Here is a 26339-nt window from a genome sequence, read left to right on the forward strand (position 1 = left end):
CTCCACAACCGTTACGATCGTAGCACGCGGCGGAGCCTTCTCCAACGTCACGCCGTCTTGCGCGCCTCGTCGTCGACCGGCAGGTCGATCGACCACGCCCCGAGAAATTCGACCAGCTTGTCCAGGCCCATCGGCCTGGCGATGTGATAGCCCTGGGCCAGGTCGCAGCCCATCAGTTGCAAGGCCGCCAGGGCTTCGCGAGTTTCGACGCCCTCGGCGGTGACCTTCATGCCCAGGCTGTGGGCCAGGTCGACCGTGGACTTGACCAGCAGGGCGTCCTTGCCGCCGGACTCCAGGGTCATGACGAAGGCCTTGTCGATCTTCAGTTCGTCGGCGCGGATCTGCTTGAGATAGGCCAGGGACGACAGGCCTGAACCATAATCATCGATCGAGACGGGGATGCCGGCCTCGGCGATCCGCTCGATGACGGTCAGCGCCACGTCCGGATTGCCGATCACGGCCGTTTCGGTGATCTCGAAGCACAGCCGAGCGCCGGCCGCCGTGACCTCGGCGATGGCGTATTCGGCGAACTCGGGGTCGTCGATCAGGCGGCCCGAGATGTTGACCGACATCACGACGTCGTGGCCGGCGACGCGCAGGCGGGCCTGGTCTTCGATCGCCTGGGCCAGGACGTAGTCAGTCAGGGCGCGGATATGGCCGGTCTCCTCGGCCATGCCGACGAAAAGGTCCGGACGGATATAGCCGCGGGTCGGGTGGTTCCAGCGCGCCAGGGCCTCGATCCCGGTGATCGCGCCGGTGCGCAGGTCCAGTTTCGGCTGATGGTTCAGGAAGAGCTCGCCCTTGCGCACCGCCTCCAGCATCTCGCTCATCAGGGAGAGATTGGCGGCCGGGTCGCCATAGACGACGGGGTCGAACACCATCAGCTTCTTGTGTGCGGCGCGGGCCTGATCCAGCGCGATCAAGGCGCGCTCGATCAGTCGGGCGGCGTCGAGGCCGCCGACCGAAGTCGCGGCCAGACCGTGGGTGATATGGACATCGACGGGCTCGCCGCCGATCAGGATCGGCGTTTCCAAGCCTGGCAGGAACCCGTCGGCGCGGTGCAACACGGTGTTCAGATCGTTGGTGGCCGACAGGGTGCAGAGGATCGAGGTCGTCAGGCGGCCGACGGTGACGCCGGGCACGGTGTCGGCGACCCGTTGCCCCAGCTTGGCGACCAGCTCGGTGGCCAGCTCGTAGCCGATGGCGGCGCGCACGGCTGGAAAGCGGTCGAAGCCGATGGCGCTGATCACCACCTGTTCGCCGGGCGCAAGGTGGGCCAGGCGCGCCTCGATCGCCCGTTCCAGGGCGCGGCGATTGGGCAGGCCGGTCTCGCCATCATGCAGCGCCTGGCGGGTCATCTCCGCCTCGCGCTGGCGGATCTCGCCGGCCATCAGGTTGAAGCTCTCGGCCAGGCGGCCGATCTCGTCGCGGGTGGTCACTTCGACAGTGACGTCCTCGCCGCGCTGCAGCCGGCGGGCCGCGACGTCCAAGGCGGTGATCGGCCTGGCGAGACCCCGCGACAGGGCCCAGCTGGCGGCAGCCACCAGGGCCGCGCCGATCACGCCGACGGCGATCACCGCGGCCATCAAGGGGCGATAGGGCGTCATGGCCTGGGCCATCGGGTAGCGCAGGACCAGGGCCGCGCCGCTGGCCTTGTCCAGGGCCTTGATCGGCTTGACCAGCACCAGACTGTCGGCGTCGCCGCGCAGCATGGTCGGCGCGCGCAGCTTGTCGCGCATGGCCTTGCCGACGAAGGCCGCCAAGGCGGCGTTGGCCGGGCCGCGGTCGGCCGAGATCCATTGGCCGCCGCGCTGGTCGAACACCTGGGCGTCCAGCCCGATCGCCGACAGCGTCTCCAGGGCCTGCATCTCGCGTTCGTCCAGCTTGGCCGCGAACACGACCCAGCCGGTCAGGGTGGGCGACAGGATTGGAGCCGAGATCAGCTGATAGGGCTGGCCGTCGATGGCGAACACGCCCTGCGCGCCGTCTTCGGCGTCCAAGGCGCTCCACAGTTTGGCGAGATCCAGACGGGCGGGATCGAGGCCCACGACGTCACCGTCGACGCCGATGGTGAAGGCCAGGTCCAGACCTAACCGCTGGCGCAGATTGGCGACGGCCGACGCGACGGTGGGGCCGTCGCGCGTGGCGACGGCCGCGCGGAAGCCGAAGTCGCGCGACAGCAGTTCGGCGCCGTCTTGCAGGCGCTGGGTGCGCAGGGCCCAGACCCGGTCGAACACGGTGCTCGAGGCGGCCAGCTCCTGACGCACGGCGCTGCGGGCGTTGCTGGCGATCGCCACATAGACCGTCACCGCCACGAGGCTCAGCGCCAGGGCGAAAAGCCCGGCGTAGAGGACGGTCAGCTTGGTCTGGAGGCGCTGGAACATCGGCGTGTCAGTGGTGGTCGGCGAGCGCGCGCAGCTCGACCGACACTGCTTCGTGGGCCGGACCGCCGCCCACGCTGGTGGTCGAGAGCGTCTTTTCGTTCTTTGGGGCGCGCAGATAGGGATGCCAGACCTTGGCGACGACGGCGCCAGCCGGCACGTCCTGGATCGTGACCACGCCGGCCGCGTCGGTCTTGCCGGCATAGGCGGTGTCGACCACGCGGATGAAACCGACCATCTGGTCGTGGATGTTGCAGCCGATGGCCACGGCGCCGGCCGCGTTCATCCTGGCGGTGCGGTTTTCCTCGCGGCCGTACAGCTTGATCTCGAACCTGTTGCCCGGCGAGAACGAGTAGACGTGGTGGCGAACCTTATCGAGGTTCGGAAAGGCCACCTCGGCTCCCACCGGGACCACCAGCATGAACGGGCTGAACTGGATGTTCTGCTGTGCGACGCGATAGGGCCACGGGAACTTGATCGGTCCCTTGGTCGGCTGGCCGTTCGGATAGACCATCACCACCGCGTCGGGCAGGGGTCTGCCATCGGCGCCGCGTACGGTGACGGTGAGATCACCGGCCAGCGCGCGGCTGCCCCAGAGCGCAACCATCAGCAGTAGTGCAAGGTGTCTCATCAGGTTTTTCGTACGCCGTTCCGAGTGAAGTGCGCGTTAACGTAGCGCTTGAGGCGCGGTCCGATGGTCTGCGCGAGACTTGGGTTTTCGATTTACTTGGAAGTTTTCCGCAAAAGCTTGTGGGTCATGGCGTGCGGACCCTCGCGCCACGACGCGTACCGCCGAGGTCACATCTCCCGGCGGCACGGCTAGGGGCGCTACGCACTTGTAAAACGAGACCGCCGCGCGGATATCAGGCCCCTGACGAGAGGCCTGACCGACTTGACCGCTGACAACCCCGCCACCCTCGACGACGCCCGCGCTGCGCTGGACCGCATCGCCGACCCGGTGAGCGGGCAGGGGCTGGTCGCCGCCGGCCTGGTCCAAGGCCTGGTGGTTCGCAACGGCCGCGCCGGCTTCATGCTCGAGGTTCCCGCCAGCCAGGCCGCCACCTACCCCCCGATCCGCGAGGCCGCCGAGAAGGCGCTGGCGGCCCTGCCGGGGATCGACGTCGCCCAGGTCGTGCTGACCGCCCAGGCGGCCGAGGGCGCGACCCGGGTGCGCAAGGGCGCCAAGATCTCCGAGGACCCGCAGGCCCGCATGGTCCCGCCGCCCGAGGCCGAGAAGCCCGCCCACGTCCGCCACGTGATCGCCGTGGCGTCGGGCAAGGGCGGGGTGGGCAAGTCCACCGTCTCCACCAACCTGGCCGTGGCCTTCGCCCGCATGGGTCTGCGCGTGGGCCTGCTGGACGCCGACATCTATGGCCCCTCGGCCCCCAAGATGATGGGCGTCGACGGCGACCCGCTGTTCGAAGAAAACAAGCTTCAGCCCCTGGAAGCCCACGGCGTCAAGCTGATGTCGATCGGCTTCATCGTCGACGAGGGCAAGGCGATGATCTGGCGTGGGCCGATGGCGTCATCCGCCGTCCGCCAGATGATCCACGACGTGGCCTGGGGCTCGGAGGCTGCGCCGCTGGACGTGCTGGTTGTCGACCTGCCGCCAGGTACGGGCGACGTTCAGCTGACCCTGGTCCAGAAGCTGCGCATCGATGGGGCGGTGCTGGTGACCACACCGCAGGAGATCGCCTTGATCGATGCGCGTCGCGCCGCGGCGATGTTCGAGAAGACCGCGACGCCGATCCTGGGTCTGGTCGAGAACATGGCCTTCTTCGCCGATCCTTCCACCGGCGCTCCGATTCCGATCTTCGGCGAGGGCGGCGGCGTGGCCGAGGCCGAGCGCCTGGGCGTGCCGCTGCTGGGCCGCGTGCCGCTCGAGATCGCCGTGCGGATCGGCGGCGACCAGGGCGTCCCCGCCGTGATCGGCGAGCCCGAAGGCCAGGCGGCGGCGGTGTTCGTCGCGGCGGCGCGGGCGTTGTGGGACAGCATCCAGGACTAGCAAAAAAGCCCGCCCGGAGCGATCCGGGCGGGCTTTCTGTTTCAGCGATGCGCCAGCCTTAGAAGCTGAAGCGCGCGCCGGTCGACAGCACGACGGCCGAGCCTTCCACGTCGCCGCGCAGGTTCACGGTCGAGCCGGTGGCGGTCACGTCGGTGCGGTTGATCTTGCTCTTGTCGAACACGATATAGTTGATCGCCGCGTCCAGCTTCAGATTGTCGGTCGCGGCCCAGGTGGCGCCGGTGGCGTACATCATGCGATCGCCGTCCGGCACGCGGGCGGTGCGGCCGACGTCCGGCGTCGGGGTCGGGTCGTACTGGACGCCAGTGCGCAGGGTCAGGCGCGGCGTGGCCTGATAGTCCAGGCCGACGGCATAGGTGGTGACGTTCTTGTAGTTCTGGACGCTCGCGGTCGCGCTGGTCGCGAACCTGACGCGGATGGCGTCGAACTCGCTCCAGCCGACGCGGCTGATCGAACCGTTCAGGGTCAGCTTGTCGTTGACGGCCCAGCGGGCGCCGACATTGGCGATCCAGGGCAGGGTGATCTTGGCCTCGCCATCGGTCGAGAAGTTGTTGGCGGCTGGGATGGGGGCCAGCAGACCGCCGACGGTGACCGTGCCCTTCAGTTTGTGGTCAAGCTTCGAGCGATAGCTGGCGCCGATCGTCAGGCTCTTGGACGGGTGCAGTTGGGCGCCGACCGTATAGCCGTAGGCCCAGCCGTCGCCCTTCAGCGATTGGCTGCCGTCGGGTTGCAGCGGCGAGATGTTCGGCAGGGCGTTGGTCAGCTCGGCGTCGGCGTACATGGCCGTCACGCCCACGCCCAGGTCGATCAGGTCGTTGACCTTGTAGGCCACGACGCCGTCGACATTGACCGTGCGCAGCTGCGACTTCAGGGCGTCATAGCGGGTCCAGCTGGCCTTACTGTACTCGGTGGTGAAGTTGTACGGCGCGGCGATCGACAGGCCCAGCGAGAGCTTGTCGTTGATCCGGAAGGCGCCGCCCAGGTTAGGCACCACGCCGTTGTTGATCGGCTTGGCGGCCCGGTTTTCGCCGCCGACCGGGGTCGTCAGACCGGCTGGGGGAATCGGACGGGTGATAGTCGAGCCGGTGTCGGTGACCTTGGAATCGACCAGGATGGCGTTGAGGCCCAGATAGCCTTCGCTGCGCTCGATGCCGGCGATCGAGGCGGGGTTCCACCACAGGCTGCCGACGCCCTTGTCGGCGACTTCGCCGGAATAGGCGCGACCGGTGCCGCGCACCGACTGTTCCTGCAGGTAGAAGGCCGAAGCGGCGGCCTGGGAAGCGGCGGCGAGCGCCAGCAGAGCGACGCCGGCGGCGAGGCTGGTACGCGAGAGAGACATGATGACTGCGACCTTCTTGGGGAGGAAGAGGCTCGCCGAAACACCACCACGTATTGGAGGCGCTCGAGGAGCGCCGCCTTTAACGCATCTGCTCAAATAGCGTTGCTATAAATTGACGTAAGTATGGATTTTGTCAGTTCTGTTAAAGAAACGAGGGCGCGAGGCCCTCGTATCAATCGCCGTTCTGTCAAATCTTGCTTCGGCGCGGGTATTCGCGCGGCGCCTATGCTTACGCAGCGTCAACCGCCCGACATCTTGCGGAAGAACTTCTGACCCTGTTCGCCGCCGTTGAAGTAGGCCTTCTGGCCATCCTCGGCCGTGATCTTGTCCCAGCTGTCACGGACCTCCTCGGCCGAGAGGCCGCCTTCGCCCAGATAGACGCCCTCGGTCTCGTAGATGCGGGCCAGGGCGAAGGCTCCGGCGCCGGCGGTCAGGATCGCGCCGGTCGGGGCTTCGTCCGAGGCCAGATAGACAACGCCCGGCGTGACGTATTCCGGAGCCAGCTTGGCCAGCACTTCGGGCGGCATCAGGCCCTCGGTCATGCGGGTGGCCGCGACGGGGCTGATGGCGTTGATCTTCACGTCGTTCTTGGCGCCCTCCAGCTTGAGAGTGTTCATCAGGCCCAGGATCGCCATCTTGGCCGCGCCGTAGTTGGACTGGCCGAAATTGCCGTACATGCCCGATGATGAGGTGGTCACGACGATGCGGCCGTAGTTCTGGGCCTTCATGAGGTCCCAGACCGCCTTGATCGGTTTGAAGGTGCCCCAGACGTGGACCTGCATGACGGCCTCGAAGTCCTCGAGCGCCATCTTGGTCAGGGTGCGGTCGCGCAGGATGCCGGCGTTGGCGATCAGGATGTCGATGCGACCCCATTGGTCGATGGCCTGCTGGACCATGTGGGCGACGCCGGCGTCGTCGGTGACGGACGAGCCGTTGGCGATGGCCTCGCCGCCGAGCGCCTTGATCTCCTCGACGACCTTTTGGGCCGCTTCGGATGAGCCGCCCGAGCCGTCGACACTGCCGCCCAGGTCGTTGACCACCACCTTGGCGCCGCGCCGGGCCAGCTCCAGGGCGTGCTGTCGGCCGAGCCCGCCGCCCGCGCCCGTGACGATCGCCACCTTGCCGTCGAAGCGGATGTCCGCCATGCCCAAGTCTCCCTCAAACGCGTGTTTGGTTTGCCGTGTTTGTGCGGCGCGAGGGCAGGGGCGTCAAGGGCGACGGCGCAAACGAAAACGCCGCGCGGGCGACCGCGCGGCGTTTGAAAGGCTGAAGCTGAGAAGAGGCCTTACGTCTTCTTCTTGGTCATCCCGCCCGCCACCGGCTGGGTCGGCTTGTCGCGCTTCACGCCGGCCTTCTGGCCGGGCTTCATGAACTTGACCAGGACGCGCTGGCCGACCAGCAGCGGGGCGCCGTCGGCGCTGACCACCACCTCGACGACGCGCTCGTCGCTGCGCTGGCTGGGATCGTCCGAGGCCAGCTTGCGGGCCCCGAACACGGCGGCGCGGCGCAGGACCTTGCCGAGATAGGTCAGGTCCGGATTGCTTTCCGGCTGGATCTCGACCTCCTGGCCGATCTTCACGTTCGGAATGTCGGCCTCGACGATCTCGGCGCGGACGATGCGCTGGGTGTTCGGCTCGAGGTCGAACATGGCGGTCACGTTCAGGGTCGAGGCGCCGGCGCCCGGATTGGCCTGGCGGCGAGCGATGCGGCCGTTGGCTGGCGCCCGGATGATCGTCAGTTCCTGGTTGTACTTCGCCTGGGCGACCTGGGCGGCGGCGACGCTGATCGCGGCCTGCTGGGCGCCGATGTTGGCCTGGGCCGAGGCGATCTGGTCGCGGGCGGCGTCCAGCTTCTGGGCGGCGACGTAGTTCGAGGCCGCCAGGCCCTGCAGGCGATTATACTCACGCTGGGCCGTGCGCAGCTGCACCTGGTAGAGTTGCAGCTGTGCCTTGGCGGAAGCCAGGTTGGCCGCGGAAGTCTGAGCCGCCAGGCGGACGTCGTCGTCCTCCTGCTTGGCCAGCGGCTGGCCCTGGGTGACGACGTCGCCTTCCTGCACGAAGACTTCGCGGACGATGCCCTGGCGGCGCGCGGCCACCTGGATCACGCCGCCCTCGACGTCGGCCTTGCCTTGGGCGATGGCCGCATAGGGCGACGGCTCCTCTTGAGCGGCGGCGGCCTCGAGCTTCTTCTTTTTCTCGGCGGCTTGGCCCTTCATGTAGAAGAAGCCGCCGCCGAGCAGCAGGACGATGACGAGGACGATGTAGAAGGCGGGTCGGCGCAGGAAGCCGGGCATCAGAGTTTCCCCCAGAAAATCAGTGGCTGAGCGGCGCGGGATTGGCGTCGGGCGTTCTACGCACGTCGTCCAGGATCCGGCCGTCTTCGATGTGGATGACGCGGTCGGCATAGGCCTCGAGCCGCGGGTCGTGGGTCACGCAGATCACCGCCGCGCCGCGCTCGGTGGCGGCCGCGCGCAGCAGCTTGATCACCGTCTCGCCGCTCTTGCCGTCGAGGGCCGAGGTCGGTTCGTCGGCGAAGATCAGGTTCGGGTTCTTGGCCAGGGCGCGGGCGATGGCCACGCGCTGCTTCTCGCCGCCCGACAGCTCGGACGGCCGCTGATTGACGCGCGGGCCAAGGCCCACGGATTCCAGAGCCGCTTGGGCGCGCCGCGCGGCCTCGCCCGGACCGATGCTCTGGTACTTCAACACCGTCATCACCTGCTGCTTGGCCGTCAGGGCCGGGAACAGGTTGAAGCCCTGGAAGATGAAGCCGCAGTGGTCGAGCCGGAAGCGGTCGATCCTGCTTCGCGACAAGGACCACAGGTCGTCGGTGTCCAGCGCCGTGACCTTGCCCTCGTCGGGCTTCAGCAGGCCCGACAGCGCCGCCACCAGGGTCGACTTGCCCGAGCCCGAGGGGCCCATGACCATGGTCACGTCGCCGTGCTTGGCGTCGAAGTCCACGCCCTTGAGCACTTCGATGAAGGTGCGGCCGGTCTTGAAGCGCTTGACCAGGCCGTTGGCCGAGAGCGCGCTCTCGCCGCGCTTGTGGCTGTGATCGTTGCTCATCGCAGCAGGTCCGCGGGCTGGCTGTTCTTCAGGATGCCCAGCGACAGGAAGCCGGACAGCATGGCGATGATCACCAGGAACACGGCCACGACGATCACCAGGGTCGGCGGGAAGTACATCGGCACGCCGCCGGCGCTGGCCAGCAGGGTGACCAGCCAGGTCAGCAGGCCCGCTGCCAGCACGCCGACGATGCCGACCCAGAAGCTTAGCTCCATGACGATGTTGCGCAGGTCGCCCATCGAGACGCCGAGGGCGCGCAAGCTGGCGAACTCCTTGATGTTGGCCATGATCGCGCCGCGCAGGGTCTGCCAGGTGATGGCCACGCCAATGAGCAGGCCCAGGAAGGCCGAGAAGCCCAGCATGATGCCGATGATCTGGTCGTCCAGCATGGCGCCCGAATTGGCGTCGGCCAGCTCCTGACGAGTCCAGGCGCGGAACTTGCCGTCCGCCTTCTTGTTCAGCTGGGCCGCGACGATCTCGGCGCGGGCCGGATCGCGGATCTCGACCATCAGCGGACCGACGCGCTGGCCGGTGTCGGCCTCGCCCAGCATCCGCAGGGTGTCGCGCGACATGACCAGGGTCGGCTGGATGATGTTCGGATAGCCGTGGGTGACGACGGCGATGGTGATGGTCTTGCCGTTGTAGAGGGCGCGGTCGCCCTTCTTGACGCCCAGGCGCTTGAGCGCCGTCTCGTCCACCGCCACGGCGTAGGGGCGGCGCAGGGCCTCGAGCATCGATTGGGTGTAGTCGGTCGGCACGGTCACATAGCCCGGGATCGCGTCGATCACCGTGACGTTGACGAACTCGCTCTTGCGCGACGAGCCGCCGCCCTTGCCTTTGCTCTTGCCGCCTTTTTTGGCGCGGGCCTCTTCCTTGGCCTGCTGCTCGGGTGACAGGATGTTCTGGAAACGGCCGCCGGAGCCGTCCAGCGGCGCCACCTGGACGACCTCCGGATGGCTGTAGACCAGCGGGATCATCCGCCGCGGCAGGCCCGAGGGACCGCCGAACAGCGCCTTGGCGCCGGGGCCCAGGACCATGACGTCGGCGCGGGCGCGGTCGATCTGGGCGGTGAAACCCTTGCCGATGCCGACGAACATGCCGACCTGAGCCAGGACGAGGAGGCCGGAAAAGGCGAGGGCGACCACGGCCGCCATATAACGACGCCACTCATAAAGCAGAGTGGCCAAGGCCAACGACATTCGAAACCGTGCTCCCCCAAACCGACGGTTGCAGCAATGAACGGCGATCGTCGAACGTCCAAGTTAAATCGGGGTAAGGCGGATTTCCGTAGTGAAATATTCGTCGGCGAGGCCAAGAAGACTGGTTGGACCCTATGGTCGAGGTTAAGCGACGACTTCAGTGCAGCGATCCGAAACGTCCATGACAGTCTTCCGCGCCGTTTTCGCCCTGGTCCTCGCGCTCGCCGCGACGGTCCCCGCGCGGGCGGACGAGGGCATGTGGACCTTCGACAGGATTCCGGTCGACAAGATCAAGGCCGCGACGGGCGTGACCCTGGACCAGGCCTGGCTGGACACCGTGCAGGCCTCGAGCGTGCGGCTGACCAACGGCTGCTCGGCCGGACTGGTCAGCGGCGCGGGCCTGGCGGTCACCAACAGCCACTGCGTCTCCGAATGCGCCCAGGCCCTGTCCAGCGGCGGCCATGACTACGTTCAGGACGGCTTCCTGACCGACGGGCGCGACGAGGAACGCAAGTGCGCCGGCGTTCAGGCCGAGGTGCTGCTGGCCATCATCGACGTCACCGACCAGGTGCGGGCGGCGGCCGAGGGCAAGAGCGGCCGTGACTTCGTGCGGGCCCGCGAGGGCGCCATGGCGGTGGCCGAGCTGGCGGCCTGCGGCCAGGACCAGGCCTTGCGCTGTCAGGCGATCAGCTTTTTCCGGGGCGGCCAGTACAAGGTCTACAAGTACCGCCGCTACAACGACGTGCGGCTGGTGTTCGCGCCCGAGATGGCGGCCTCCGCGTTCGGCGGCGACCCCGACAACTTCAACTTCCCGCGTTACGCGCTCGACGCGGCGTTCGTACGACTCTACGCCGACGACGCGCCGGCCATGACGCCGACCTTCCTGGCCTGGCGCGCCAAGGCGCCGGTCGAGGGCGAACCGACCTTCGTGGTCGGCAATCCGGGGGCGACCGAGCGTCAGCTGACGGTGGCCCAGCTGGAGACCCAGCGCGACCTCGTCATGCCCCTCGCGCAGCTGCAGCGGGCCGAACTGCGCGGTCGGCTGATCCAGTTCGGTCAGGAGAACGACGAGCACAGGCGCGCCGCCACCCAGGCGCTGGCGTGGGTGCAAAACAGCTACAAGCTGGGCCTGGGCCGTCAGGCCATGCTGAACGACAAGGCTTTCCTCGCCGCCAAGCGGGCCGAGGAAGACGCCCTGCGCGCCAAGGTTGCCGCCGATCCCAAGCTGGAGGTCCAGGCGGGCAAGGCCTGGGACCAGATCGCCGAGGCCCAGGCCGCCGCCGCCGAACGCTTCCTGCCCCTGCGGATGCTGGAGAGCGGGGCCGGCGGCGGTTCCGAGCTCTACTACTATGCTCGCCTGCTGGTGCGGGCCGCCAAGGAGCGGACCAAGCCCAATGCCGAGCGCCTGCCGGAGTATGCCGACACCCGTCTGCCGCTGATCGAACGCAAGCTGGCCGATGTCCCGCCGACCAACGCGGCCTTGGAGCGGATCTATCTGGAGCACTGGCTGCTGAAGGTCCGCGAGACGCTGACCGTCGACGACCCGCGGGTCCAGGCGCTGCTGGGTCGCGAAAGTCCCGAACAGGTCGCCGAAACGCTGGCCGAAAGCCGGCTGTCCGATCCCGACATGCGCATGGCGCTGTGGAAGGGCGGAGAGGCGGCGATCGAGGCTTCCGACGATCCGCTGATCCGCTTCGTGCGGCGCACCGACCCCATCGCCCGCGCCGCGCGCGCGGCCTATGAGGCCGAGGTCGCCGGACCGGTCGACATCGCCGCCGAGAAGATCGCCCGCGCTCGCTTCGCCGTGCTGGGCGACAGCGTCTATCCCGACGCGACCTTCTCGCTGCGCCTGTCCTACGGCGAGGTCGCCGGCTGGAAGGAATGGGGCGAGAAGGTCCCGGCCACGACCGCCTTCGCCGGGTTCTACGATCGGGTCACGGGCGTGGAGCCCTTCGCGGCGGCGCAGCGCTGGCTGGACGCCAAGGACCGGTTGAAGCTGATGACCGTCTTCGACTTTTCCAGCACCAACGACATCGTCGGCGGCAATTCCGGTTCGCCGGTGATCGACGCCAAGGGACGGCTGATCGGCGTGGCCTTCGACGGCAACATCCATTCGCTGGGTGGGGTCTATGGCTACGACGCGGCGCGGAACCGCACCGTGTCGGTCTCGGCCGTGGCGATCACCGAGGCGCTGGAGAAGGTCTACGAGCGAACGGCCCTGGTCCAGGAACTGACCGGGCGTTAGCGCCGCTTCATTTCACCCACGCAACGCGCGGAAATCTGGAATGTTTTTCGCTTCTTCCGTCCCGCGCCGGCTTTCGGCGCGGCAGGGCGTTCGCCTCGTGTGGCGTCCTCGACGAAAGAGGGAGAGCGAAATGAGCGTCACAAGCGTCGGATCCTCGACGAGCCCCGCCCAGCTGCGCCAGTTGCAGCAAGCGGCGGCCTTCAAGACGGCGGACGCCGATGGCGATGGGCAGCTGTCGCAGGCCGAGTTCCAGTCTGTCGGGCAAAATGTGCAGGGCTCGGGCGAGCACAAGGGCCCGCCGCCGATGCGCGGCGGTGGCGGACCCGGCGGACATTTCAGCGGCGATACGTTGTCGTCGCTGCTGTCGACCCAATCGGTCGATGACGTCACCAGCTCGCTCATGGAGAGCGGCGACGCCGACGGCGACGGCCTGCTGACCGCCAGCGAGATATCCACCGCCCTGGCCGCCAACGCGCCTGACAAGGCGAAAGGGCAGGGGTTGGAGGACAAGATGGCCTCGGACATCATGTCGGCGCTGGACAGCGACGGCGACGGTAGCCTGTCGTCGTCCGAGATCTCGTCGGCGATCTCCAGCGCGGCTTCGAACGCGTCCTCGACCCAGGCGATGCGTGGCCCGCCGCCCGGGCCGCCACCCGCTGGCGGGCTCGGCGGCGCGGGCTCGGCTGGCTCGAGCGGTGTGTTCGAGACCCTCGACACCAACCAAGACGGTACGGTCTCGGCCGAGGAACTGGCGGCGGCCAACACCGACGATGCGAGCGGGACCGACGCGGCGTCCAGCCTGATCAAGGCCGCTGATCAGGACGGCGACGGCGCGCTGAGCGGCGGGGAGTTCTACAGTTTGTTGGACCAGAGCAAGGGGACCGGGACCGGCTCGGCTTCTTCGACCTTGGCCAGCCTGATGTCGGGCTCCACGGCCGCCGCCGACCTGATGCAGAAGCTCCTGGCGCAGCTGGACACGGCCCTGACGTCGTCGTCCGCCAGCAGCACGGCCCGCAGCGGCGTCAGCGTGACGGCCTAGGCGGCCCATGCGGCTGTCATCCCGGCCAAGCGCGAAGCGCGCCGAGCCGGGACCGCCGGAAGCTCCGAGCTTGTTGCGGTCCCGGCTCTTCGCTTCGCTACGGCCGGGATGACAATTTCAATAGTAAGAAGGTTCTGACTTAGGCGCCGGACGCCTTCCTGACCGGTTCCTTACGCAAGCCGCTTGCGTGCGACGGCAGACTTGGTGTCATTCTTCGCCCTTGGTCGGCGTCGCGGGGGCGTCGCCTCATCGTAAGGTCTTCATCTTGATGTTCCGTCCCGAGAACGTGCAGGCCCTCGCGGGTCTGGCGCTCACTTTGGGCCTTTGCTGGCTCGTTTCCGAGAATCGCAAGCGATTCCCGTGGGTTCTGGCGATCGGCGCCATTGTCGTCCAGGTGATCCTGGTCCTGGTGCTGTTCGGCCTGCCACAGGCCCAGCAGATGCTGCGCGGCGTCAACAGCGCGGTCGAAGGCCTGGGTTCCTCGACTCAGGCCGGCACCGCCTTCGTCTTCGGGTTCCTGGCCGGCGGCGATCAGCCGTTCACGGTCAGCAATCCCGGCGCGGGCTTCATCTTCGCCTTCCGCGTCATGCCGGTGATCCTGGTGGTCTGCGCGCTGTCGGCGTTGCTGTGGCACTGGAAGATCCTCAAGTGGCTGGCCCAGGGCTTCGGCTTCGTGTTCCAGAAGACGCTGGGCCTGCGCGGCCCGCCGGCCCTGGCTACCGCGGCCACCATCTTCATGGGCCAGGTCGAAGGTCCGATCTTCATCCGCGCCTATCTCGACAAGCTGTCGCGCTCGGAGCTCTTCATGCTGATCGCCGTCGGCATGGCCTGCGTTTCGGGCTCGACCATGGTCGCCTACGCTACGATCCTGCACGACGTGCTGCCCAACGCCGCCGCCCACGTGCTGACCGCGTCGATCATCTCGGCCCCGGCCGGGGTGCTGCTGGCCCGGATCATCGTGCCGTCGGACCCGATGGAAAAGGGCGGGGACCTGGATCTCGCCGCCGAGGACAAGACCTACGGCAGCGCCATCGACGCGGTGATGAAGGGCACCACCGACGGTCTGCAGATCGCGCTGAACGTCGGGGCGACCCTGATCGTCTTCGTGGCCCTCGCCACCATGGTCGACAAGATCCTGGGCGCCATGCCGCCGATCGGCGGCCAGCCGCTGAGCATCTCGCGCGGCCTGGGGGTGGTCTTCGCGCCGCTGGCCTGGTCGATGGGCATCCCCTGGAAGGAGGCCGGCACGGCCGGCGGCCTGCTGGGCGTGAAGCTGATCCTCACCGAGTTCACGGCCTTCATCCAGCTGTCCAAGATCGGCGGGACCCTGCTGGACGAGCGTACGCGCATGATCATGACCTACGCCCTGTGCGGGTTCGCCAACATCGGTTCGGTCGGCATGAACGTCGCCGGCTTCTCGGTGCTGGTGCCTCAGCGCCGGCAGGAAGTGCTGGGCCTGGTCTGGAAGGCGATGATGGCCGGCTTCCTGGCCACCTGCCTGACCGGCTCGCTGGTCGGCCTGATGCCCCGGGCGCTGTTCGGGCTTTAGAGCCCCGCTTCCGTTCCGTGGCGGAATGAGATCATCCTCCCGGTCACAAGCCGGGAGGATTTTCCTTTGAAACTTTATGACAGCCGCCGCGCGCCCAATCCTCGCCGGGTCCGCTGGTTCATGGCGGAGAAGGGGATCGAGGACGTCGAGATCGTCGACGTTTCGATCTTCGGCGGCGATCACAAGACGCCCGACTATCTCTCGAAAGCCGGCCTGCCGCATGTGCCGGCGTTGGAGATCGACGACGAGACGACGATCACCGAGTCCGTCGCCATCTGCCGCTATCTCGAGAGCGTCTATCCCGAGCCCAACCTGTTCGGCCGCGATCCCAAGGAGATCGCCGTGATCGAGATGTGGATGCGTCGAACCGAGATGATGATCTGCACGCCGATGATGATGGCCGTGCGCCACACCCATCCGGCCATGGCGGGCATCGAGACCCAGATTCCCGAAGTCGCCCAGAACAACCTCGCCATGGCCGAGCGAGCTCTGAAGGTATTGGACCGACGGCTCGGCGAGAGCCCATTCATCGCCGCCGACCGCGTGACCATGGCCGACATCCTGGCGATCACCGCCATCGACTTCGCGCGGATGATCCGCTTCCGGTCGCCCAAGGAGCTGGAGCATCTGAACCGCTGGCGCGAGATGATGATGGCCCGCCCCGCGGCGGAGGCCGGGATCTAGCGCGCCCGGATCTTCTTGATCACGCCCGAGAAGTTCAGCATCGGCCCGGTTCCCGTCGAGATCAGGCCGCGCACGAACAATAGCGAGCCGCCGGCCTTGATCACTTCGCCGGTGGAGGTGACAAGGTCGCCGGGGCGGGCCGGGCCGATGAACTCGCCATTCAGGCTGACCGTCACGGCGCGGCTGTCGGCCAGGGCCTTCCAGCCAATCGCGAACAAAGAGTAGTCGGCGAAGGTCATCATGCAGCCGCCGTGCATGAAGCCGCCGCCGTTCATGTGCTTGGTCTCGGCGCGGAAGGCGGCGGTCACCCGACCGTCTTCGTCTTCCTTGAAGTAGAACGGCCCGGACTGGTCCTCGAACGGGTCCATGCCCGACCAGGTGCGCCAGCCGGCCCACTCGCCAGTCTCCACCAGCTTGGGGCCGCTCCAGATGTCGTTTCCGCCGTCCATGGCCCGATCCCCTCCGTTGTCTTTGAAGATCAGCTAGAAGGGCGGAGGGGTTAGCGCAAGCCGTCGGTCTCGCCTCTGCTGACAATCCGTGGCAAGGGAGCGTCCATGAGCTCCCCGATCCAAGACATCATCCTGTCCCAGCTGGCGGCGCTGCCCGAGGGCAAGTCGATCGACCCGATGAACGTCGCCAAGGCGATGCAGCCCGAGCGCTGGCAGCAGATCCTCGGCCATGTGCGCACCAATGCTATCGAACTGGCCCGTGACGGCAAGGTCGTGATCCTGCGCCACAACAAGCCGGTCAATCCCGAGAAGTTCCGGGGCGTCTACCGCATCCGCCTGCGCATGGAAGGCGACCCGACCAGCTTCGAGGAGACGGCTGGCGAGGACCAGATCGGCGGCGACGAGGACTGATCCTCAAGGTCGAGCTTGGAGTTCGAGGCGCCACGCCTAAATGCCGCCCATGCCGCTCGACGCGCTCCTTTCCGACATCGCCGCCTGCCGCGCCTGCGCGCCGTATCTGCCCCACACGCCTCGGCCGGTGGTGCGGGTTCGCCAGGAGACGAAGCTCCTGATCGCCGGCCAGGCGCCGGGTCGGATCGTCCATGAGACCGGCCTGCCGTTCAACGACCGCTCAGGCGACCGCTTGCGCCAGTGGATGGGGATCGACCGCGAGACCTTCTACGGCCGGCCCGAGATCGGCGTCGCGGCCATGGCCTTCTGCTTTCCGGGGACCAATCCCAAGGGTGGCGACTATCCGCCGCCGCCGCGGTGCGCGACGCTGTGGCGGCCGCGACTGCTGGCTGGGCTACCGAACGTCGAGCTGACCCTGTTGGTCGGCGGCTACGCCCAGGCCTGGGCGCTGCCGGGGCGGACGGGCCGGACCATGACCGACACCATCGCCGCCTGGCGTGACTTCGGGCCGAACGTGATTCCGCTGCCGCACCCGTCGTGGCGCAACACCGGCTGGCTGAAGCGCAATCCGTGGTTCGAGGCCGAGGTCGCCCCCTATCTTCGCCAGCGGGTCGCGGACATTCTGAAGCCATGAACCGCCGCGCCCTGATCCTGACCGCGTCCGCCGCCGTCCTCGGCGCCTGCGCGCCGTTACGGCAGAGGCCGGACCTGGCGGCCTTGGGCTTTCGCGGCCCACGCCTGCTGGACGACGCCTTCGTCAGTTTCGACGGCGCCAAGCTGGGTCTGATGCGATGGCTGCCGGCAAACGAGCCGGACTGGGTCGTGGTCGGCCTGCACGGCATGAACGACTATGCCAACGCCTATCACTTGGCGGCCGAGTGGTGGGCGGGGCGGGGTGTCGCCACCTACGCCCTGGACGTCCGGGGCTTCGGCCGCTCGCCCGAGCGCGGGGTCTGGGCGCCGAATGACCTGGTGATCGAGGACGTGCGGGTCTTGGTGCAGGCGGTGCGCGAGCGGCATCCGCGCGCCAAGATCGCCCTGGCCGGGGTCAGCATGGGCGGGGCCCTCGCGATTAGCGCCATGGCCGGACCGAACCCGCCGGCGGTCGACAAGCTGATGCTGTTCGCTCCGGCAGTCTGGGGCTGGTCGAACCAGCCGCTGCCCAACCGGATGAGCCTGTGGTTTACTGCCCACGTGGTCGGCGAGTGGGTGGTCAAGCCGCCGGACTGGCTGGTCCGCAACGTCGTGCCCAGCGACAATATCGACGAGTTGCGCCGCATGGGCCGCGATCCGCTGATGATCTGGGGGGCGCGGTCGGACACCATCTACGGCCTGGTGGGCCTGATGGAGCGCGCCTGGAAGTCGAGCGGCGGCATCGCCGCGCCGACCGCCTGGTTCTACGGCGCCAACGACCACATCATTCCGCGCGAGCCGACGGTCGAGGCGGTGAACCGTCTGAAGTCGGGAGCGAAGACGGCCTACTACGCCAAGGGCTACCACCTGCTGCTGGTCGACAGGCAGGCCGAAAAGGTCTGGGCCGACGCCGAGGCCTTCTTGCGTGACACGCCCGGACCCTGGCCGCCGTCGGGCGCGCCGCCCATTCCCACGACGGTGGCCGCCATGACAGCGTTGGACCCGCCGAAGCCCGTCAAGGCGAAGGCGTCGCAGCCTCGGCGTTCGGGCTTGTGAGGCGCGGCGCGGGGGCGTACATCCCCGCCACGTTCATCCCGGCCGAGGCGAGACCGACAGCATGACCTTGTTCGATTCCCCCGATTTCGAGGGACATGAAGGCGTCCACGCTTTCTTCGACGAAAAAACTGGTCTGAAGTCGATCATCGCGATCCACTCGACCGCGCGGGGGCCGGCCGCCGGCGGTTGCCGCATGTGGGACTATTCCAGCGCCGACGCGGCCCTGACCGATGCGCTGCGCCTGTCGCGCGGCATGTCATACAAGAATGCCATGGCCGACCTCGACTTCGGGGGCGGCAAGGCGGTGATCATCGGCGACAGCCGCAGCCAGAAGACGCCGGAACTGTTCGAAGCCTTCGGTCGCGCGGTCGACAGCCTGGGCGGTCAGTACTGGACGGCCGAGGACGTCGGCGTCTCGCCGTCGGACCTGGAAAGCACCCGCCGAACCACCCGCTTCGTCGCCGGCCTGGAAGGCCACGCGGCGGCCTCGGGGGATCCGTCGCCGGTCACGGCCGAGGGCGTGTTCCGCGGCGTGCGCCTGTGTGTCGAGCGGGCCCTGCATCGTGACCTGAAGGGCGTCCACGTCGCCATCCAGGGCGTCGGCCACGTCGGCGCCTATCTGGCCGAAAAACTGCACGCCGCCGGCGCGGTCTTGACCATCGCCGACGTCAACCAGAACGCCTTGAACGAAGTGGCCGCCAAGACCGGCGCGACGATCGTGCCGACCGACGCCATCTTCGACGTCGAGGCCGACGTCTTCGCCCCTTGCGCCCTGGGCGGCGCGATCTCGGCCGCGACCTTGCCGCGCCTGAAGGTCAAGGTGATCGCTGGCGGCGCCAACAACCAACTGGCCGACGCCATGATCGGCCAGACCGTGTTCGATCGCGGGATCCTCTACGCGCCCGACTACGTGATCAACGGCGGCGGCATCATCAATGTGGCCGCCGAGATCCGCGCCCTGGAAGCGGGCGGCGCCTTCGATGGCGGCTGGGTTTCGACCAAGTTGGACCGTCTGGCCCAGACCCTGGCCGAGGTCATCGACCAGTCGATCGCCGAAAAGCGTCCGGCCAACCTGGTCGCCGACGAGATCGCCCGCGCCCGCATCGCGGCGGCGCGCGGCTAAAGACGGCGTTCGCGCGTTCTCCATGGGAGCCGATCCCATGGAGGCGCCGATGTCGCATCTCGACGAACTGAAGGAACAGCTGGAAGAGGCTGTCGCGGCCCAGGATTTCGACACCGCCGCCAAGCTGCGCGGCGAGATCGACTCGATCCAGCACAGCGCCAAGATCCGGGCCGTCGAAGCGCCCGCCCAGGCCGCGTATTTTCACCAGAGACGGACCGAAGAAGAGGGGCCCAAGCCGCCCTCGCGCTGACCGTCGGTCAGACGCCTACTTGCCGCGCACCGAGACCGTGACGCCGACGACCGTGTCCTTGTCGGAATAGTCGATCGAGGTCAGCTTGCGCCGCGTCGCCGTCAGCGAGATCAGGCTGTTGTTCTTGCGATATCCCAAACCGACCTGGCGGCTGCCGAAGCGGGCGAGCTTTTCTTCGCTGTAGCCGGCGTTGCGCCAGCCGCCGAGGGAGTCACGGATCAGGTTCAGGCCGTAGGCCTTGCCCGAGCTGGCGGCGAACAGCATCCAGCGGCCGCGGCGCAGGTCCTCGGCGGTGGCTCGGCTCTTGGACATGATGTTCGAGGCGCTCAGGGTCAGGCGCCTGACCGCGTTGGACTGCAGGCCCATGGGCGTGAAGGCCAACGGCTGGTCGTTGACCTCGACCTTCAGCACCTTCCCATAGGGACGGATCTCATGAACCCTGGTCAGGGCCAGGATGGGACGGTGGCGAGCAGGCGCTTCGGCCAGCACCCGTACGGTGGGACGTTGCGGTTCCGTCTTGGCGGGGGCGACCGTGGCTTCGACGACGGGAGTCGGCGTCGCGCCGGCCAGGCCTGCCTCGTCGAGACCGCCCGCGAGCGCCACCGTGGCGGCGGCGGGAGCGGCGTATTGCTCGACAGCGACCGCGCGCGACCGCTCGCCGCCATAGCGGGCGGTGGCGATCGGAGCGTCGGGATCATCAACATAGCTCGGTGAAGGCGCGGGCGCCGTCTCGGGGCCGCCGGCCAGGGTCAAGGTTTGGTTGAAGGGTTCAGGCGTATGAGTCGACAACGCCGTCGCGGTTCCCATGACCGCGAGGCCAGCCGTCGCCAGCAGACATCCGAGCGCGACTCGTCGCATGCTCGTTCAGCTCCCCCAATTCCCCTGGCGTCATGATTAATGACACCTTACCCGTCTGTATAGGCGTCTCGCGTGACAACTGCGCCGCGAGTGGGGGCAACGCCCGATTGGGAGGCGTTTTAGTGGCCTGGTTTGGGTTCGAAGGTCCGCTTTTCCTTCACCTTCAAGCAGGCCTCGTCGGGCTTCTGACCGTGTTGGGCCTTGGGTTCCGACTTGGGAAAGTTGAAGTTGGTCATCGGGTTCTGATTTTGGAAGCCGCTGGTCATGGGCTTTTTCTCCCGTAAGCCATTGAGGCTATCACGCGGCGCGGTCGATTTCGTCGATCAAACGCACGTCCACGGAGACGTGAAGACGGGACGTTCCCGGGTCGCCGATGATCGCGCCCGACACCGGCAACGCCTGAGCTGGCGTCCGGGTGGCGGCGACGCGGATCAAATCCGGCGACTCGACCAGCCCGTTCGTCGGATCGAACTCTAGCCAGCCCAGGTCGGGCAGGAAGACCTCGCACCAGGCATGGGTCGCCCCCGCGCCGCGGATGTGGGCCCCGGGCGAGTGGATGTAACCGGTGGCGAACAGGGCCGCGTAGCCGAGCCGGCGCAGGCCCTCGACCATCAGCCAGGCCAGGTCGCGACAGGCGCCGCCGCGCCGCTTCAGGGTCTCGACCGGCGTCTGCACGCCTTCCTCGGTGCGTGTGCAATATTCGAATTGCTGGTGGATCAGTTCGTTGACCCGCAGCAGGAAGGCCAGGGCCGGCTCGTCGCGATGGGCGTTCAGGCCGCGCAGCCAGCGCAGCAGCACCGCGTCCGGATCGTCGGTGACCGGCGCGATGAACGGCTCCAAGGTCGTCCGATCCTCGCGGGAATAGACGATCGGCGTCAGGGTGTCGGGGTTCTCGATCCTCTGTGGGGCCAGCGGGGCGGGATAGCGGTCGATGACCAGCTCGCTGGCCACCCGCATGGCGTCGGCCTGGCCGTCGGGCTGGAAGAAACAGACGCAGTTGCCGTTGGCGTCGTAGCTCCAGCGGGTGCCGCCGGGCGGGAAGAGGCGCAGGGAGGCTTCGACGATGCGCAGGGCGTGACTGTCGCGCGGACGGATCATCAGCCGCTGCGGTCCGAACCGCACCGGCCGTTCATAATAGTACCGCGTCTCGTGAAGGATGCGCAGCCGTCCCATGCCGGAGCCTCAACGCGCCGGCATGGCGCCGGTTCCGCTAGGCCAGGAAGCCGGCCTCGGCGAAGGCCAGCATCCGGTTCAGCAGCGCCACGACGTCGGCCTCGCTGGTCTGGCCTTCCGACAGCACGTTCAGGCGGTCGAACTCGGCGAAGCGATTGTTGTGCAGCATGCCCAGGGTGAAGTGCAGTCGCCAGTAGACCTCTTCCGGCGACAGATCCGGACGCGCGCGCAGCAGGGCGTCGGAGAAGCGGCGCAGGTGCGAGACGTCGGTCTTCAGCACGGTGCGGATCTCATCGGTGCCCTCGCTGCGGGCACGGATCAGGAACTGCAAAGAGATGCGGCGCTCGTGGTCGGGGGCCAGCCAGCGCAGGGGCGGGGTCAGCAGGGCGGCCAGGATCTCGCGCAGCGGCGGGGCGCCGTCGTTGCGGTCATTGGCCTCGTGCAGCATCTTGGCCCGCTCGCGGTTGAGCTCGGCCGTGCGGCGACGGAAGATCTCGAACAGCAACGCGTCCTTGGACCCGAAGTGATAGTTCACCGAGGCCAAGTTCACGCCCGCGGCGGCGGTGATGTCGCGCACCGATACGTTCTGGAAGCCGTGCAGCGCGAACAGGCGCTCGGCGGCGACGAAGACCAGGTTCTTGGTGGCGGCTTCGGTTTCGGCGGCCTCGACAACGCCTTCATTGAGAGAAGGCGAGGCGGCGTCGGTGGTCGGACTCACTACATATTCCCCTTTACCCGTAGGGAACTCTTACGTCCGTTCGAAATTGGCGCAAGCGTCAAGTATCGCTCCTGTAGCGTGTAACGACGTTCACGTTTAGGCTTTTCCGCTAAACCAGCAGGGAGCGCGCGATGATCGGCATGCTGACGGCCATGATGCTGATGAGCGGCCAGGCCAGCGCCCCCGCGCCCGGCGCCACGGACGATCCGGCCAAGGTCGATTCCGTCACCGTGACCGCCACCGGCAAGAAGGCCGCGCCGCTGCCGCCGTGGTCGCGCAAGATCGAGGGGATCGGCTGGCCATTCCTGGGCGTGGGCGAGGACAAGACGGTCATCACCTTCGCCAAGACCGGCAAGACGCCCGCCGGCGAGCCTTGGCAGCGGGTGTGGGTGCGCCACGAGTTCCGTCTGCCGCAAAGCGAGGCGGGCGTGACCTTCCGCTCCGAGCGCATGGCTCAGGATGTCGACTGCAAGGCCAAGGCGTTTCGCAGCTTGGCCGTCTATCGCTATCCCGAGAACAACCTGGGCGGCGAGGCGACGGCCTTCGCCTTCGAGGACCGGCAGTGGACCAAGCCCGAGCCAGGCGCCTTTGATGAGACGGTGGTCGAAGCCGCCTGCATGACGCCGAACGCGGGCTAACGGCGTAAGGCTTGGCGGCGCTGGACCTCCGGATCGACGGCGATGGCCCAGAGATAGACGTGCCGCGCTCGGGTTCCGACGGGCAAGGCCTTGAGCTGTTGGTGCTGGTCCTTGGTGAGGCGGAAGCGCTGATAGCCGCGCTCGGTCAGGCACTGGGCGAGGGCGGGGCGCACCTGTCGCACGACCTCGCGCCAAGGCTTGGTCATCCTGGAGTGCGCGGAGTCGAGGCTTTTGACGGTGTCATAGGCGGAGCTGTTGAGCGCGCCGCTGGTGTCGATCACGCCGGCCGCGTCGACCGGATCGATCACCGGCATGTCCATCGAGAACACCAGATCCACCATCGGGATGCTGACCGGCGCTTCCTGTCCCACCTTGTAGGCGCATTCGACCGCGTCGGTGCGGTACTGCAGGTAGGAGACGCCAGGCTTGCCCCAGCTTTCGTCGGACGGCGGGCGTTGGGCGACGGCGGGTAAGGCGACGGCCGCCAGGATGCCGGCGAGGCCGAGGCGGACGAGGCTTTGGCGAGACATGGACGGCTTCCGGCGGGTTCGCGTCCAGTGATAGCGCTAACGCCGTTCGTCGAGAAGTCTCAACCCGGGATGGCGGCCAGGCGTTCGACGGGACGCCCCATCCGGCCACGCCGCAATTGGCGCAGCAGCGGCCGGGCCACGGCGGTCCCGAGGATCAGCGGGGCCAGGAGCAGGGCCAGGGCCTTGCGGTGCGGGCTGTCCGCGCGCTTGAGGAAGTAGCGCACGAGGCCGCGGCCCTTGTGCCATTCGACGATGAGCGGGTTCTCGCGGCTGGTCGAACCGACGTGGACGATGCGGGCGTTGGGCTGGAACAGGACGCTGCCGCCCTGTCGGCGGGCGCGCCAGCACAGGTCGATGTCCTCGACGTGCAGGAAATAGCCCTCGTCGAAGCCGCCCAGGACGTGGAAGTCGGACGCCGACATATAGAAACAGGCGCCCGAGATCGTAGGGGTGTCCACCGGGTAGGACGGGGGGGGCTCGCCCTCCCGGTGGATCTCGAAGCGGCGCAGCGGGGGCAGAATAGCGCTAAGCTTCGAGAGGGTGAGCAGGGTGGTGACGGGCGTGATTTCGCCACGTCGCGCGCCCCGCTGTTCGCTGCCGTCGGTATTGAATACCCGGGCCCCGATGATGCAGGGCGAGGGCCGGTCGCGAGCCGCGTCGGCCAGGGCCGCCACCGCGCCAGGCGTCAAAAAGGCGTCGGGATTGAGAAAAATCAGCGTCTCGCCCTTGGCCGCCGCCGCGCCCAGATTAGCGGCGCGGGCGAAGCCGATATTGCCCAGGCCCTGCAGCAGACGCACGCGCGGCTCGCGCCGGGCCAGCTCACGCAGCCAGGCCGCGTCGGCCAGGGACGAGCCGTTGTCGACGATGATGAACTCCTCGACCCGCGGCTCGGCCAGGGCGTGGCGCACGCTTTCCATCAGGGCGGGGCCCGTCATGTAGACGACCATCACCAGCGACAGGCGCGGGGTGATCGCCAGGGCGGCGGCGCGGGAGTGGGCGGGCTCGATCGAGACGTACATGCTCTCGCTTCGTTCTAAATAGTTGCGTAAAAACTGTATGTGCGTTGATGATGACCCGCAAGGCTATTTCGAATGGCCGACAACGGATTGTTGCGTTTTTACGCAATGTGTAACAACTAGGGGAGCGCCCGCTTGTGGGCGCGGAAGCGGCTTTGCGATGTCACGAACGGCGATGAATCCCGCCAAGGCGGCGTTGACCAAGACCCTCCGTCGCGAGGCGGGGCGTTGGCTGAAGACCGCGCGCGAGGCCGCGGGCCTCACCCAGGCGGAGTTGGCCGAGAAGACGGGCCTGCGCTACTACACCTTCGTCTCCCAGGTGGAGAACGGTCTCGGCCGCGTGCCGATCGAGGCCCAGGCGATCTGGGCCGAGAGCCTGGGGCTTGATCCGGGCCAGTTCGCGCGCACATTGCTACGGTATTACGAGCCCGAACTGCATCGCCTGCTGTTCGACGGCGCCGCTGACGAGGCCGATCCGGCCCTCGCCGGGCGGGCGGCTCAAGCCTGACGAGTCGCGAGATGGGTGAGATCCTAGCTTTCAGCCCCCGGCCGCCGGCCAGTGACTGGTCCCCCAACGAGCGGGGCCTGCTGATGCTGCTCACCCAGCAGCTTTCGTCCAGCTATGGCGAGGTCGACGGCGTGTTCGGCCAGACCGATTCGGGCGACCCCTGGTACGTGGTCACCGACGCCAACCAGGACGTGCTGGTCCACATCGCCCGCATCGACGGCCAGTTCGTGGTGCATGATGCAGCGATCGACATGTTCCATCAGGTCGGCAGCCTGTGGGGAGCGCTGCGCCAGGTGCTATCCTCGAGTGTCGAGGACCCGGGCGGGGTCGTGGTGGCCTTCAATCCATCCAGCCGCGAGGCCCAGTCGTTCCTGTCGCTGGTCATCGCCGTGGGCCTCTATCTGGAGCTTCGCGGCCTGGACCTCGGCGAGGCGGGCCGCCTCAATTTCGAGAACCTGCCGCGCGCCGACGATCCGGCCATCGAGGGCGTGGCGTCCAAGCTGATCGCCGCCTTGAACCTCGAAGCCGATCGCGCCTCGGACCACGCGGCCTTGCCCGCCGCCGGGGCCGGCGCGGCCCAGGATCCGGCGACGATCAAACCCGAAGGCGACAAGGCGGTGGTCGTCGAGCCGCCGGCGCAAGGACTGCCCGGACTCTTCGCCGCGAAGGCCACTCACTTGATCGCCTCGGAATCGGCGTCATCGCCTCCGAGCGGCGGACCGACGCAGCCGCCGGCCGATCAGCCGAGCACGCCCGGCCTGGAGGGGCAGGGCTTCGCCGGAACCAAGTACGCCATGATCGGCACCGCCGGAAACGATGTGATGAAGGGCGGTCCGGGCGCGGACACGATCCATGGCGGCGCCGGTGACGACTATATCGACGGCGGCGGCGTGGGAACCGTTGGGGGCGCGAGCACCGGGCTGGCTGGCGCTGGCGCGGGCGGCGGAATCGACCGTCTGGACGGCGGCGCGGGTAACGACCGGATCGTCATGAACGCCCACGTCGTGGCCACTGGCGGGACCGGGGCCGACACCTTCCTGATCTCGGCCACGCCGCCGGCCGCCAAGGCGGACACGCTGCTGGGCGTGGTGCTCGACTATTCGGCCGCCAAGGGCGACCACCTGGCGGTGCTGGGCAAGGGGCAGGTCACCGTGGTCACCACCGCCTCGGTCAGTGACGTGCTGGCCGTCCAGGGCGCGACTCTGGGCGAGGCGACCGCTACGCAGGTCGCGGACGTGACCCACGCCGTCGCCGGGGCTCGCGTCGGTTTCGATATCGACGGCGACGGGCGCGAGGACGTGTTCATCCTTCTGGGCGGCGCCTCCGCGACGACGTTCCGCGTGGGAACGACAATCGCGAACGACCATGCGGCTGCTCCACCAGACGTGCCGCTGGTCGGGCAGCCCTCGACCGACATAGGCCACTTCGCCGATCCCACGACCCCGGTCCGCTGAG

General features: G+C 67.9%; 27 protein-coding genes. 13 read left to right on the forward strand and 14 right to left on the reverse strand.

The features are described 5' to 3' along the window. Window positions 1-47: 47 nt before the first annotated feature. Complete coding sequence (locus tag ASC70_RS11865; protein WP_056050265.1) at window positions 48-2384, reverse strand: bifunctional diguanylate cyclase/phosphodiesterase; 2337 nt, start codon at window positions 2382-2384, stop codon at window positions 48-50. A 7-nt stretch (window positions 2385-2391) separates the two neighbouring features. Then, window positions 2392-3012, reverse strand: a complete 621-nt coding sequence (locus ASC70_RS25180; RefSeq protein ID WP_056050268.1) for a hypothetical protein — start codon at window positions 3010-3012, stop codon at window positions 2392-2394. Window positions 3013-3273: 261 nt separating this feature from the next. On the opposite strand from ASC70_RS25180, the gene ASC70_RS11875 reads away from it, so the two are divergent. After that, window positions 3274-4386 carry an Mrp/NBP35 family ATP-binding protein gene (locus ASC70_RS11875; RefSeq protein ID WP_056050270.1) on the forward strand — a complete coding sequence of 371 codons (1113 nt, stop codon included), beginning with the start codon at window positions 3274-3276 and terminating at the stop codon, window positions 4384-4386. A gap of 58 nt (window positions 4387-4444) precedes the next feature. On the opposite strand, the gene ASC70_RS11880 is transcribed toward ASC70_RS11875, so the two are convergent. From ASC70_RS11880 to ASC70_RS11900, 5 genes are all read right to left on the reverse strand, one after another. After that, window positions 4445-5743 carry an outer membrane protein transport protein gene (locus tag ASC70_RS11880; RefSeq protein WP_056050272.1) on the reverse strand — a complete coding sequence of 433 codons (1299 nt, stop codon included), beginning with the start codon at window positions 5741-5743 and terminating at the stop codon, window positions 4445-4447. Window positions 5744-5982: 239 nt separating this feature from the next. Beyond that, window positions 5983-6888: an SDR family NAD(P)-dependent oxidoreductase gene (locus ASC70_RS11885; RefSeq protein WP_056050274.1), complete on the reverse strand. Its 906-nt coding sequence runs from the start codon at window positions 6886-6888 to the stop codon at window positions 5983-5985. Window positions 6889-7028: 140 nt separating this feature from the next. Further along, window positions 7029-8036 carry an HlyD family secretion protein gene (locus tag ASC70_RS11890; protein ID WP_056050276.1) on the reverse strand — a complete coding sequence of 336 codons (1008 nt, stop codon included), beginning with the start codon at window positions 8034-8036 and terminating at the stop codon, window positions 7029-7031. A gap of 19 nt (window positions 8037-8055) precedes the next feature. Next, window positions 8056-8805, reverse strand: a complete 750-nt coding sequence (locus ASC70_RS11895) for an ABC transporter ATP-binding protein (RefSeq protein WP_047404208.1) — start codon at window positions 8803-8805, stop codon at window positions 8056-8058. Then, entirely contained in the window at window positions 8802-10004 is a 1203-nt protein-coding gene (locus ASC70_RS11900) for an ABC transporter permease (RefSeq protein WP_056050278.1), read from the reverse strand. The genes ASC70_RS11895 and ASC70_RS11900 overlap by 4 nt, the downstream gene beginning before the upstream one ends. Window positions 10005-10185: 181 nt before the next feature. Here ASC70_RS11900 and ASC70_RS11905 point away from each other — a divergent pair, with 181 nt between their 5' ends. The 4 genes from ASC70_RS11905 (at window position 10186) to ASC70_RS11920 (ending at window position 15521) form a co-directional block, all read left to right on the forward strand. Beyond that, the gene (locus ASC70_RS11905; protein ID WP_056050280.1) at window positions 10186-12249 is read left to right on the forward strand and encodes a S46 family peptidase; all 2064 of its coding nucleotides are present in this window, start codon (window positions 10186-10188) and stop codon (window positions 12247-12249) included. Window positions 12250-12379: 130 nt separating this feature from the next. Further along, window positions 12380-13288, forward strand: a complete 909-nt coding sequence (locus tag ASC70_RS11910; RefSeq protein WP_056050282.1) for an EF-hand domain-containing protein — start codon at window positions 12380-12382, stop codon at window positions 13286-13288. Window positions 13289-13556: 268 nt separating this feature from the next. Next, window positions 13557-14837, forward strand: a complete 1281-nt coding sequence (locus ASC70_RS11915) for a NupC/NupG family nucleoside CNT transporter (RefSeq protein ID WP_056050284.1) — start codon at window positions 13557-13559, stop codon at window positions 14835-14837. 66 nt (window positions 14838-14903) lie between these two features. After that, the gene (locus tag ASC70_RS11920) at window positions 14904-15521 is read left to right on the forward strand and encodes a glutathione S-transferase family protein (RefSeq protein ID WP_056050289.1); all 618 of its coding nucleotides are present in this window, start codon (window positions 14904-14906) and stop codon (window positions 15519-15521) included. On the opposite strand, the gene ASC70_RS11925 is transcribed toward ASC70_RS11920, so the two are convergent. Beyond that, window positions 15518-15970: a PaaI family thioesterase gene (locus ASC70_RS11925; protein ID WP_047404224.1), complete on the reverse strand. Its 453-nt coding sequence runs from the start codon at window positions 15968-15970 to the stop codon at window positions 15518-15520. The two genes, ASC70_RS11920 and ASC70_RS11925, sit on opposite strands and share 4 nt — an antisense overlap. A 105-nt stretch (window positions 15971-16075) precedes the next feature. Between ASC70_RS11925 and ASC70_RS11930 the strand changes: the two genes are divergently transcribed. From ASC70_RS11930 to ASC70_RS11950, 5 genes are all read left to right on the forward strand, one after another. Further along, on the forward strand, window positions 16076-16381 hold the full coding sequence (locus tag ASC70_RS11930; protein WP_056050290.1) for a DUF3253 domain-containing protein: 306 nt from the start codon (window positions 16076-16078) through the stop codon (window positions 16379-16381). Between the two features lie 49 nt (window positions 16382-16430). Further along, complete coding sequence (locus tag ASC70_RS11935; protein ID WP_082539637.1) at window positions 16431-17015, forward strand: uracil-DNA glycosylase family protein; 585 nt, start codon at window positions 16431-16433, stop codon at window positions 17013-17015. Further along, entirely contained in the window at window positions 17012-18070 is a 1059-nt protein-coding gene (locus ASC70_RS11940) for an alpha/beta hydrolase (protein WP_056050294.1), read from the forward strand. Before ASC70_RS11935 ends, ASC70_RS11940 begins: the two co-directional genes overlap by 4 nt. Window positions 18071-18131: 61 nt before the next feature. Next, a complete protein-coding gene (locus ASC70_RS11945; RefSeq protein WP_047404236.1) occupies window positions 18132-19193 on the forward strand; it encodes a Glu/Leu/Phe/Val dehydrogenase in 1062 nt (353 codons plus the stop codon). A gap of 49 nt (window positions 19194-19242) precedes the next feature. Beyond that, window positions 19243-19443, forward strand: coding sequence for a UvrB/UvrC motif-containing protein (locus tag ASC70_RS11950; protein ID WP_056050615.1), 201 nt, complete (start codon window positions 19243-19245; stop codon window positions 19441-19443). Window positions 19444-19458: 15 nt separating this feature from the next. Here the strand turns inward: ASC70_RS11950 and ASC70_RS11955 are convergent, their stop codons facing one another. The 4 genes from ASC70_RS11955 to ASC70_RS11965 all read right to left on the reverse strand — a co-directional run bounded on the left by ASC70_RS11955 (window position 19459) and on the right by ASC70_RS11965 (window position 22192). Then, window positions 19459-20301, reverse strand: coding sequence for a hypothetical protein (locus ASC70_RS11955; RefSeq protein ID WP_056050296.1), 843 nt, complete (start codon window positions 20299-20301; stop codon window positions 19459-19461). 119 nt (window positions 20302-20420) lie between these two features. After that, window positions 20421-20567: a hypothetical protein gene (locus ASC70_RS25290; protein WP_164468816.1), complete on the reverse strand. Its 147-nt coding sequence runs from the start codon at window positions 20565-20567 to the stop codon at window positions 20421-20423. Window positions 20568-20598: 31 nt separating this feature from the next. Then, window positions 20599-21474, reverse strand: a complete 876-nt coding sequence (locus tag ASC70_RS11960) for a transglutaminase family protein (RefSeq protein ID WP_056050299.1) — start codon at window positions 21472-21474, stop codon at window positions 20599-20601. 37 nt (window positions 21475-21511) lie between these two features. Next, window positions 21512-22192 (reverse strand): TetR/AcrR family transcriptional regulator, encoded by a 681-nt coding sequence (locus ASC70_RS11965; protein ID WP_056050301.1) that lies wholly within the window; start codon window positions 22190-22192, stop codon window positions 21512-21514. Window positions 22193-22323: 131 nt separating this feature from the next. On the opposite strand from ASC70_RS11965, the gene ASC70_RS11970 reads away from it, so the two are divergent. After that, the gene (locus ASC70_RS11970) at window positions 22324-22830 is read left to right on the forward strand and encodes a surface-adhesin E family protein (RefSeq protein WP_056050303.1); all 507 of its coding nucleotides are present in this window, start codon (window positions 22324-22326) and stop codon (window positions 22828-22830) included. Here ASC70_RS11970 and ASC70_RS11975 read toward each other — a convergent pair. Next, the gene (locus ASC70_RS11975) at window positions 22827-23360 is read right to left on the reverse strand and encodes a hypothetical protein (RefSeq protein ID WP_052196606.1); all 534 of its coding nucleotides are present in this window, start codon (window positions 23358-23360) and stop codon (window positions 22827-22829) included. The genes ASC70_RS11970 and ASC70_RS11975 overlap by 4 nt on opposite strands. Window positions 23361-23419: 59 nt before the next feature. Continuing rightward, window positions 23420-24379: a glycosyltransferase family 2 protein gene (locus ASC70_RS11980; RefSeq protein ID WP_047404249.1), complete on the reverse strand. Its 960-nt coding sequence runs from the start codon at window positions 24377-24379 to the stop codon at window positions 23420-23422. Between the two features lie 157 nt (window positions 24380-24536). Here ASC70_RS11980 and ASC70_RS11985 point away from each other — a divergent pair, with 157 nt between their 5' ends. Both ASC70_RS11985 and ASC70_RS11990 read left to right on the forward strand, forming a co-directional pair. Continuing rightward, window positions 24537-24884, forward strand: a complete 348-nt coding sequence (locus ASC70_RS11985) for a helix-turn-helix domain-containing protein (RefSeq protein WP_047404252.1) — start codon at window positions 24537-24539, stop codon at window positions 24882-24884. Between the two features lie 11 nt (window positions 24885-24895). After that, window positions 24896-26338, forward strand: a complete 1443-nt coding sequence (locus tag ASC70_RS11990; RefSeq protein ID WP_056050304.1) for a hypothetical protein — start codon at window positions 24896-24898, stop codon at window positions 26336-26338. Window position 26339: the final 1 nt, after the last annotated feature.

Origin of the sequence: Caulobacter sp. Root343 (assembly GCF_001425745.1) — a bacterium.
Classification (GTDB): domain Bacteria; phylum Pseudomonadota; class Alphaproteobacteria; order Caulobacterales; family Caulobacteraceae; genus Caulobacter.

Bases quoted from the DNA above. Each gene is read 5' to 3' on its own strand.
- ASC70_RS25180 (WP_056050268.1), bottom strand. From the start codon at position 3,012: ATGAGACACCTTGCACTACTGCTGATGGTTGCGCTCTGGGGCAGCCGC.
- ASC70_RS11980 (WP_047404249.1), bottom strand. From the start codon at position 24,379: ATGTACGTCTCGATCGAGCCCGCCCACTCCCGCGCCGCCGCCCTGGCG.
- ASC70_RS11890 (WP_056050276.1), bottom strand. From the start codon at position 8,036: ATGCCCGGCTTCCTGCGCCGACCCGCCTTCTACATCGTCCTCGTCATC.
- ASC70_RS11915 (WP_056050284.1), top strand. From the start codon at position 13,557: ATGTTCCGTCCCGAGAACGTGCAGGCCCTCGCGGGTCTGGCGCTCACT.
- ASC70_RS11935 (WP_082539637.1), top strand. From the start codon at position 16,431: ATGCCGCTCGACGCGCTCCTTTCCGACATCGCCGCCTGCCGCGCCTGC.
- ASC70_RS11925 (WP_047404224.1), bottom strand. From the start codon at position 15,970: ATGGACGGCGGAAACGACATCTGGAGCGGCCCCAAGCTGGTGGAGACT.
- ASC70_RS25290 (WP_164468816.1), bottom strand. From the start codon at position 20,567: ATGACCAGCGGCTTCCAAAATCAGAACCCGATGACCAACTTCAACTTT.
- ASC70_RS11865 (WP_056050265.1), bottom strand. From the start codon at position 2,384: ATGTTCCAGCGCCTCCAGACCAAGCTGACCGTCCTCTACGCCGGGCTT.
- ASC70_RS11990 (WP_056050304.1), top strand. From the start codon at position 24,896: ATGGGTGAGATCCTAGCTTTCAGCCCCCGGCCGCCGGCCAGTGACTGG.
- ASC70_RS11900 (WP_056050278.1), bottom strand. From the start codon at position 10,004: ATGTCGTTGGCCTTGGCCACTCTGCTTTATGAGTGGCGTCGTTATATG.
- ASC70_RS11910 (WP_056050282.1), top strand. From the start codon at position 12,380: ATGAGCGTCACAAGCGTCGGATCCTCGACGAGCCCCGCCCAGCTGCGC.
- ASC70_RS11940 (WP_056050294.1), top strand. From the start codon at position 17,012: ATGAACCGCCGCGCCCTGATCCTGACCGCGTCCGCCGCCGTCCTCGGC.
- ASC70_RS11885 (WP_056050274.1), bottom strand. From the start codon at position 6,888: ATGGCGGACATCCGCTTCGACGGCAAGGTGGCGATCGTCACGGGCGCG.
- ASC70_RS11880 (WP_056050272.1), bottom strand. From the start codon at position 5,743: ATGTCTCTCTCGCGTACCAGCCTCGCCGCCGGCGTCGCTCTGCTGGCG.
- ASC70_RS11950 (WP_056050615.1), top strand. From the start codon at position 19,243: ATGTCGCATCTCGACGAACTGAAGGAACAGCTGGAAGAGGCTGTCGCG.
- ASC70_RS11945 (WP_047404236.1), top strand. From the start codon at position 18,132: ATGACCTTGTTCGATTCCCCCGATTTCGAGGGACATGAAGGCGTCCAC.
- ASC70_RS11970 (WP_056050303.1), top strand. From the start codon at position 22,324: ATGATCGGCATGCTGACGGCCATGATGCTGATGAGCGGCCAGGCCAGC.
- ASC70_RS11930 (WP_056050290.1), top strand. From the start codon at position 16,076: ATGAGCTCCCCGATCCAAGACATCATCCTGTCCCAGCTGGCGGCGCTG.
- ASC70_RS11955 (WP_056050296.1), bottom strand. From the start codon at position 20,301: ATGCGACGAGTCGCGCTCGGATGTCTGCTGGCGACGGCTGGCCTCGCG.
- ASC70_RS11905 (WP_056050280.1), top strand. From the start codon at position 10,186: ATGACAGTCTTCCGCGCCGTTTTCGCCCTGGTCCTCGCGCTCGCCGCG.
- ASC70_RS11895 (WP_047404208.1), bottom strand. From the start codon at position 8,805: ATGAGCAACGATCACAGCCACAAGCGCGGCGAGAGCGCGCTCTCGGCC.
- ASC70_RS11985 (WP_047404252.1), top strand. From the start codon at position 24,537: ATGTCACGAACGGCGATGAATCCCGCCAAGGCGGCGTTGACCAAGACC.
- ASC70_RS11960 (WP_056050299.1), bottom strand. From the start codon at position 21,474: ATGGGACGGCTGCGCATCCTTCACGAGACGCGGTACTATTATGAACGG.
- ASC70_RS11975 (WP_052196606.1), bottom strand. From the start codon at position 23,360: ATGTCTCGCCAAAGCCTCGTCCGCCTCGGCCTCGCCGGCATCCTGGCG.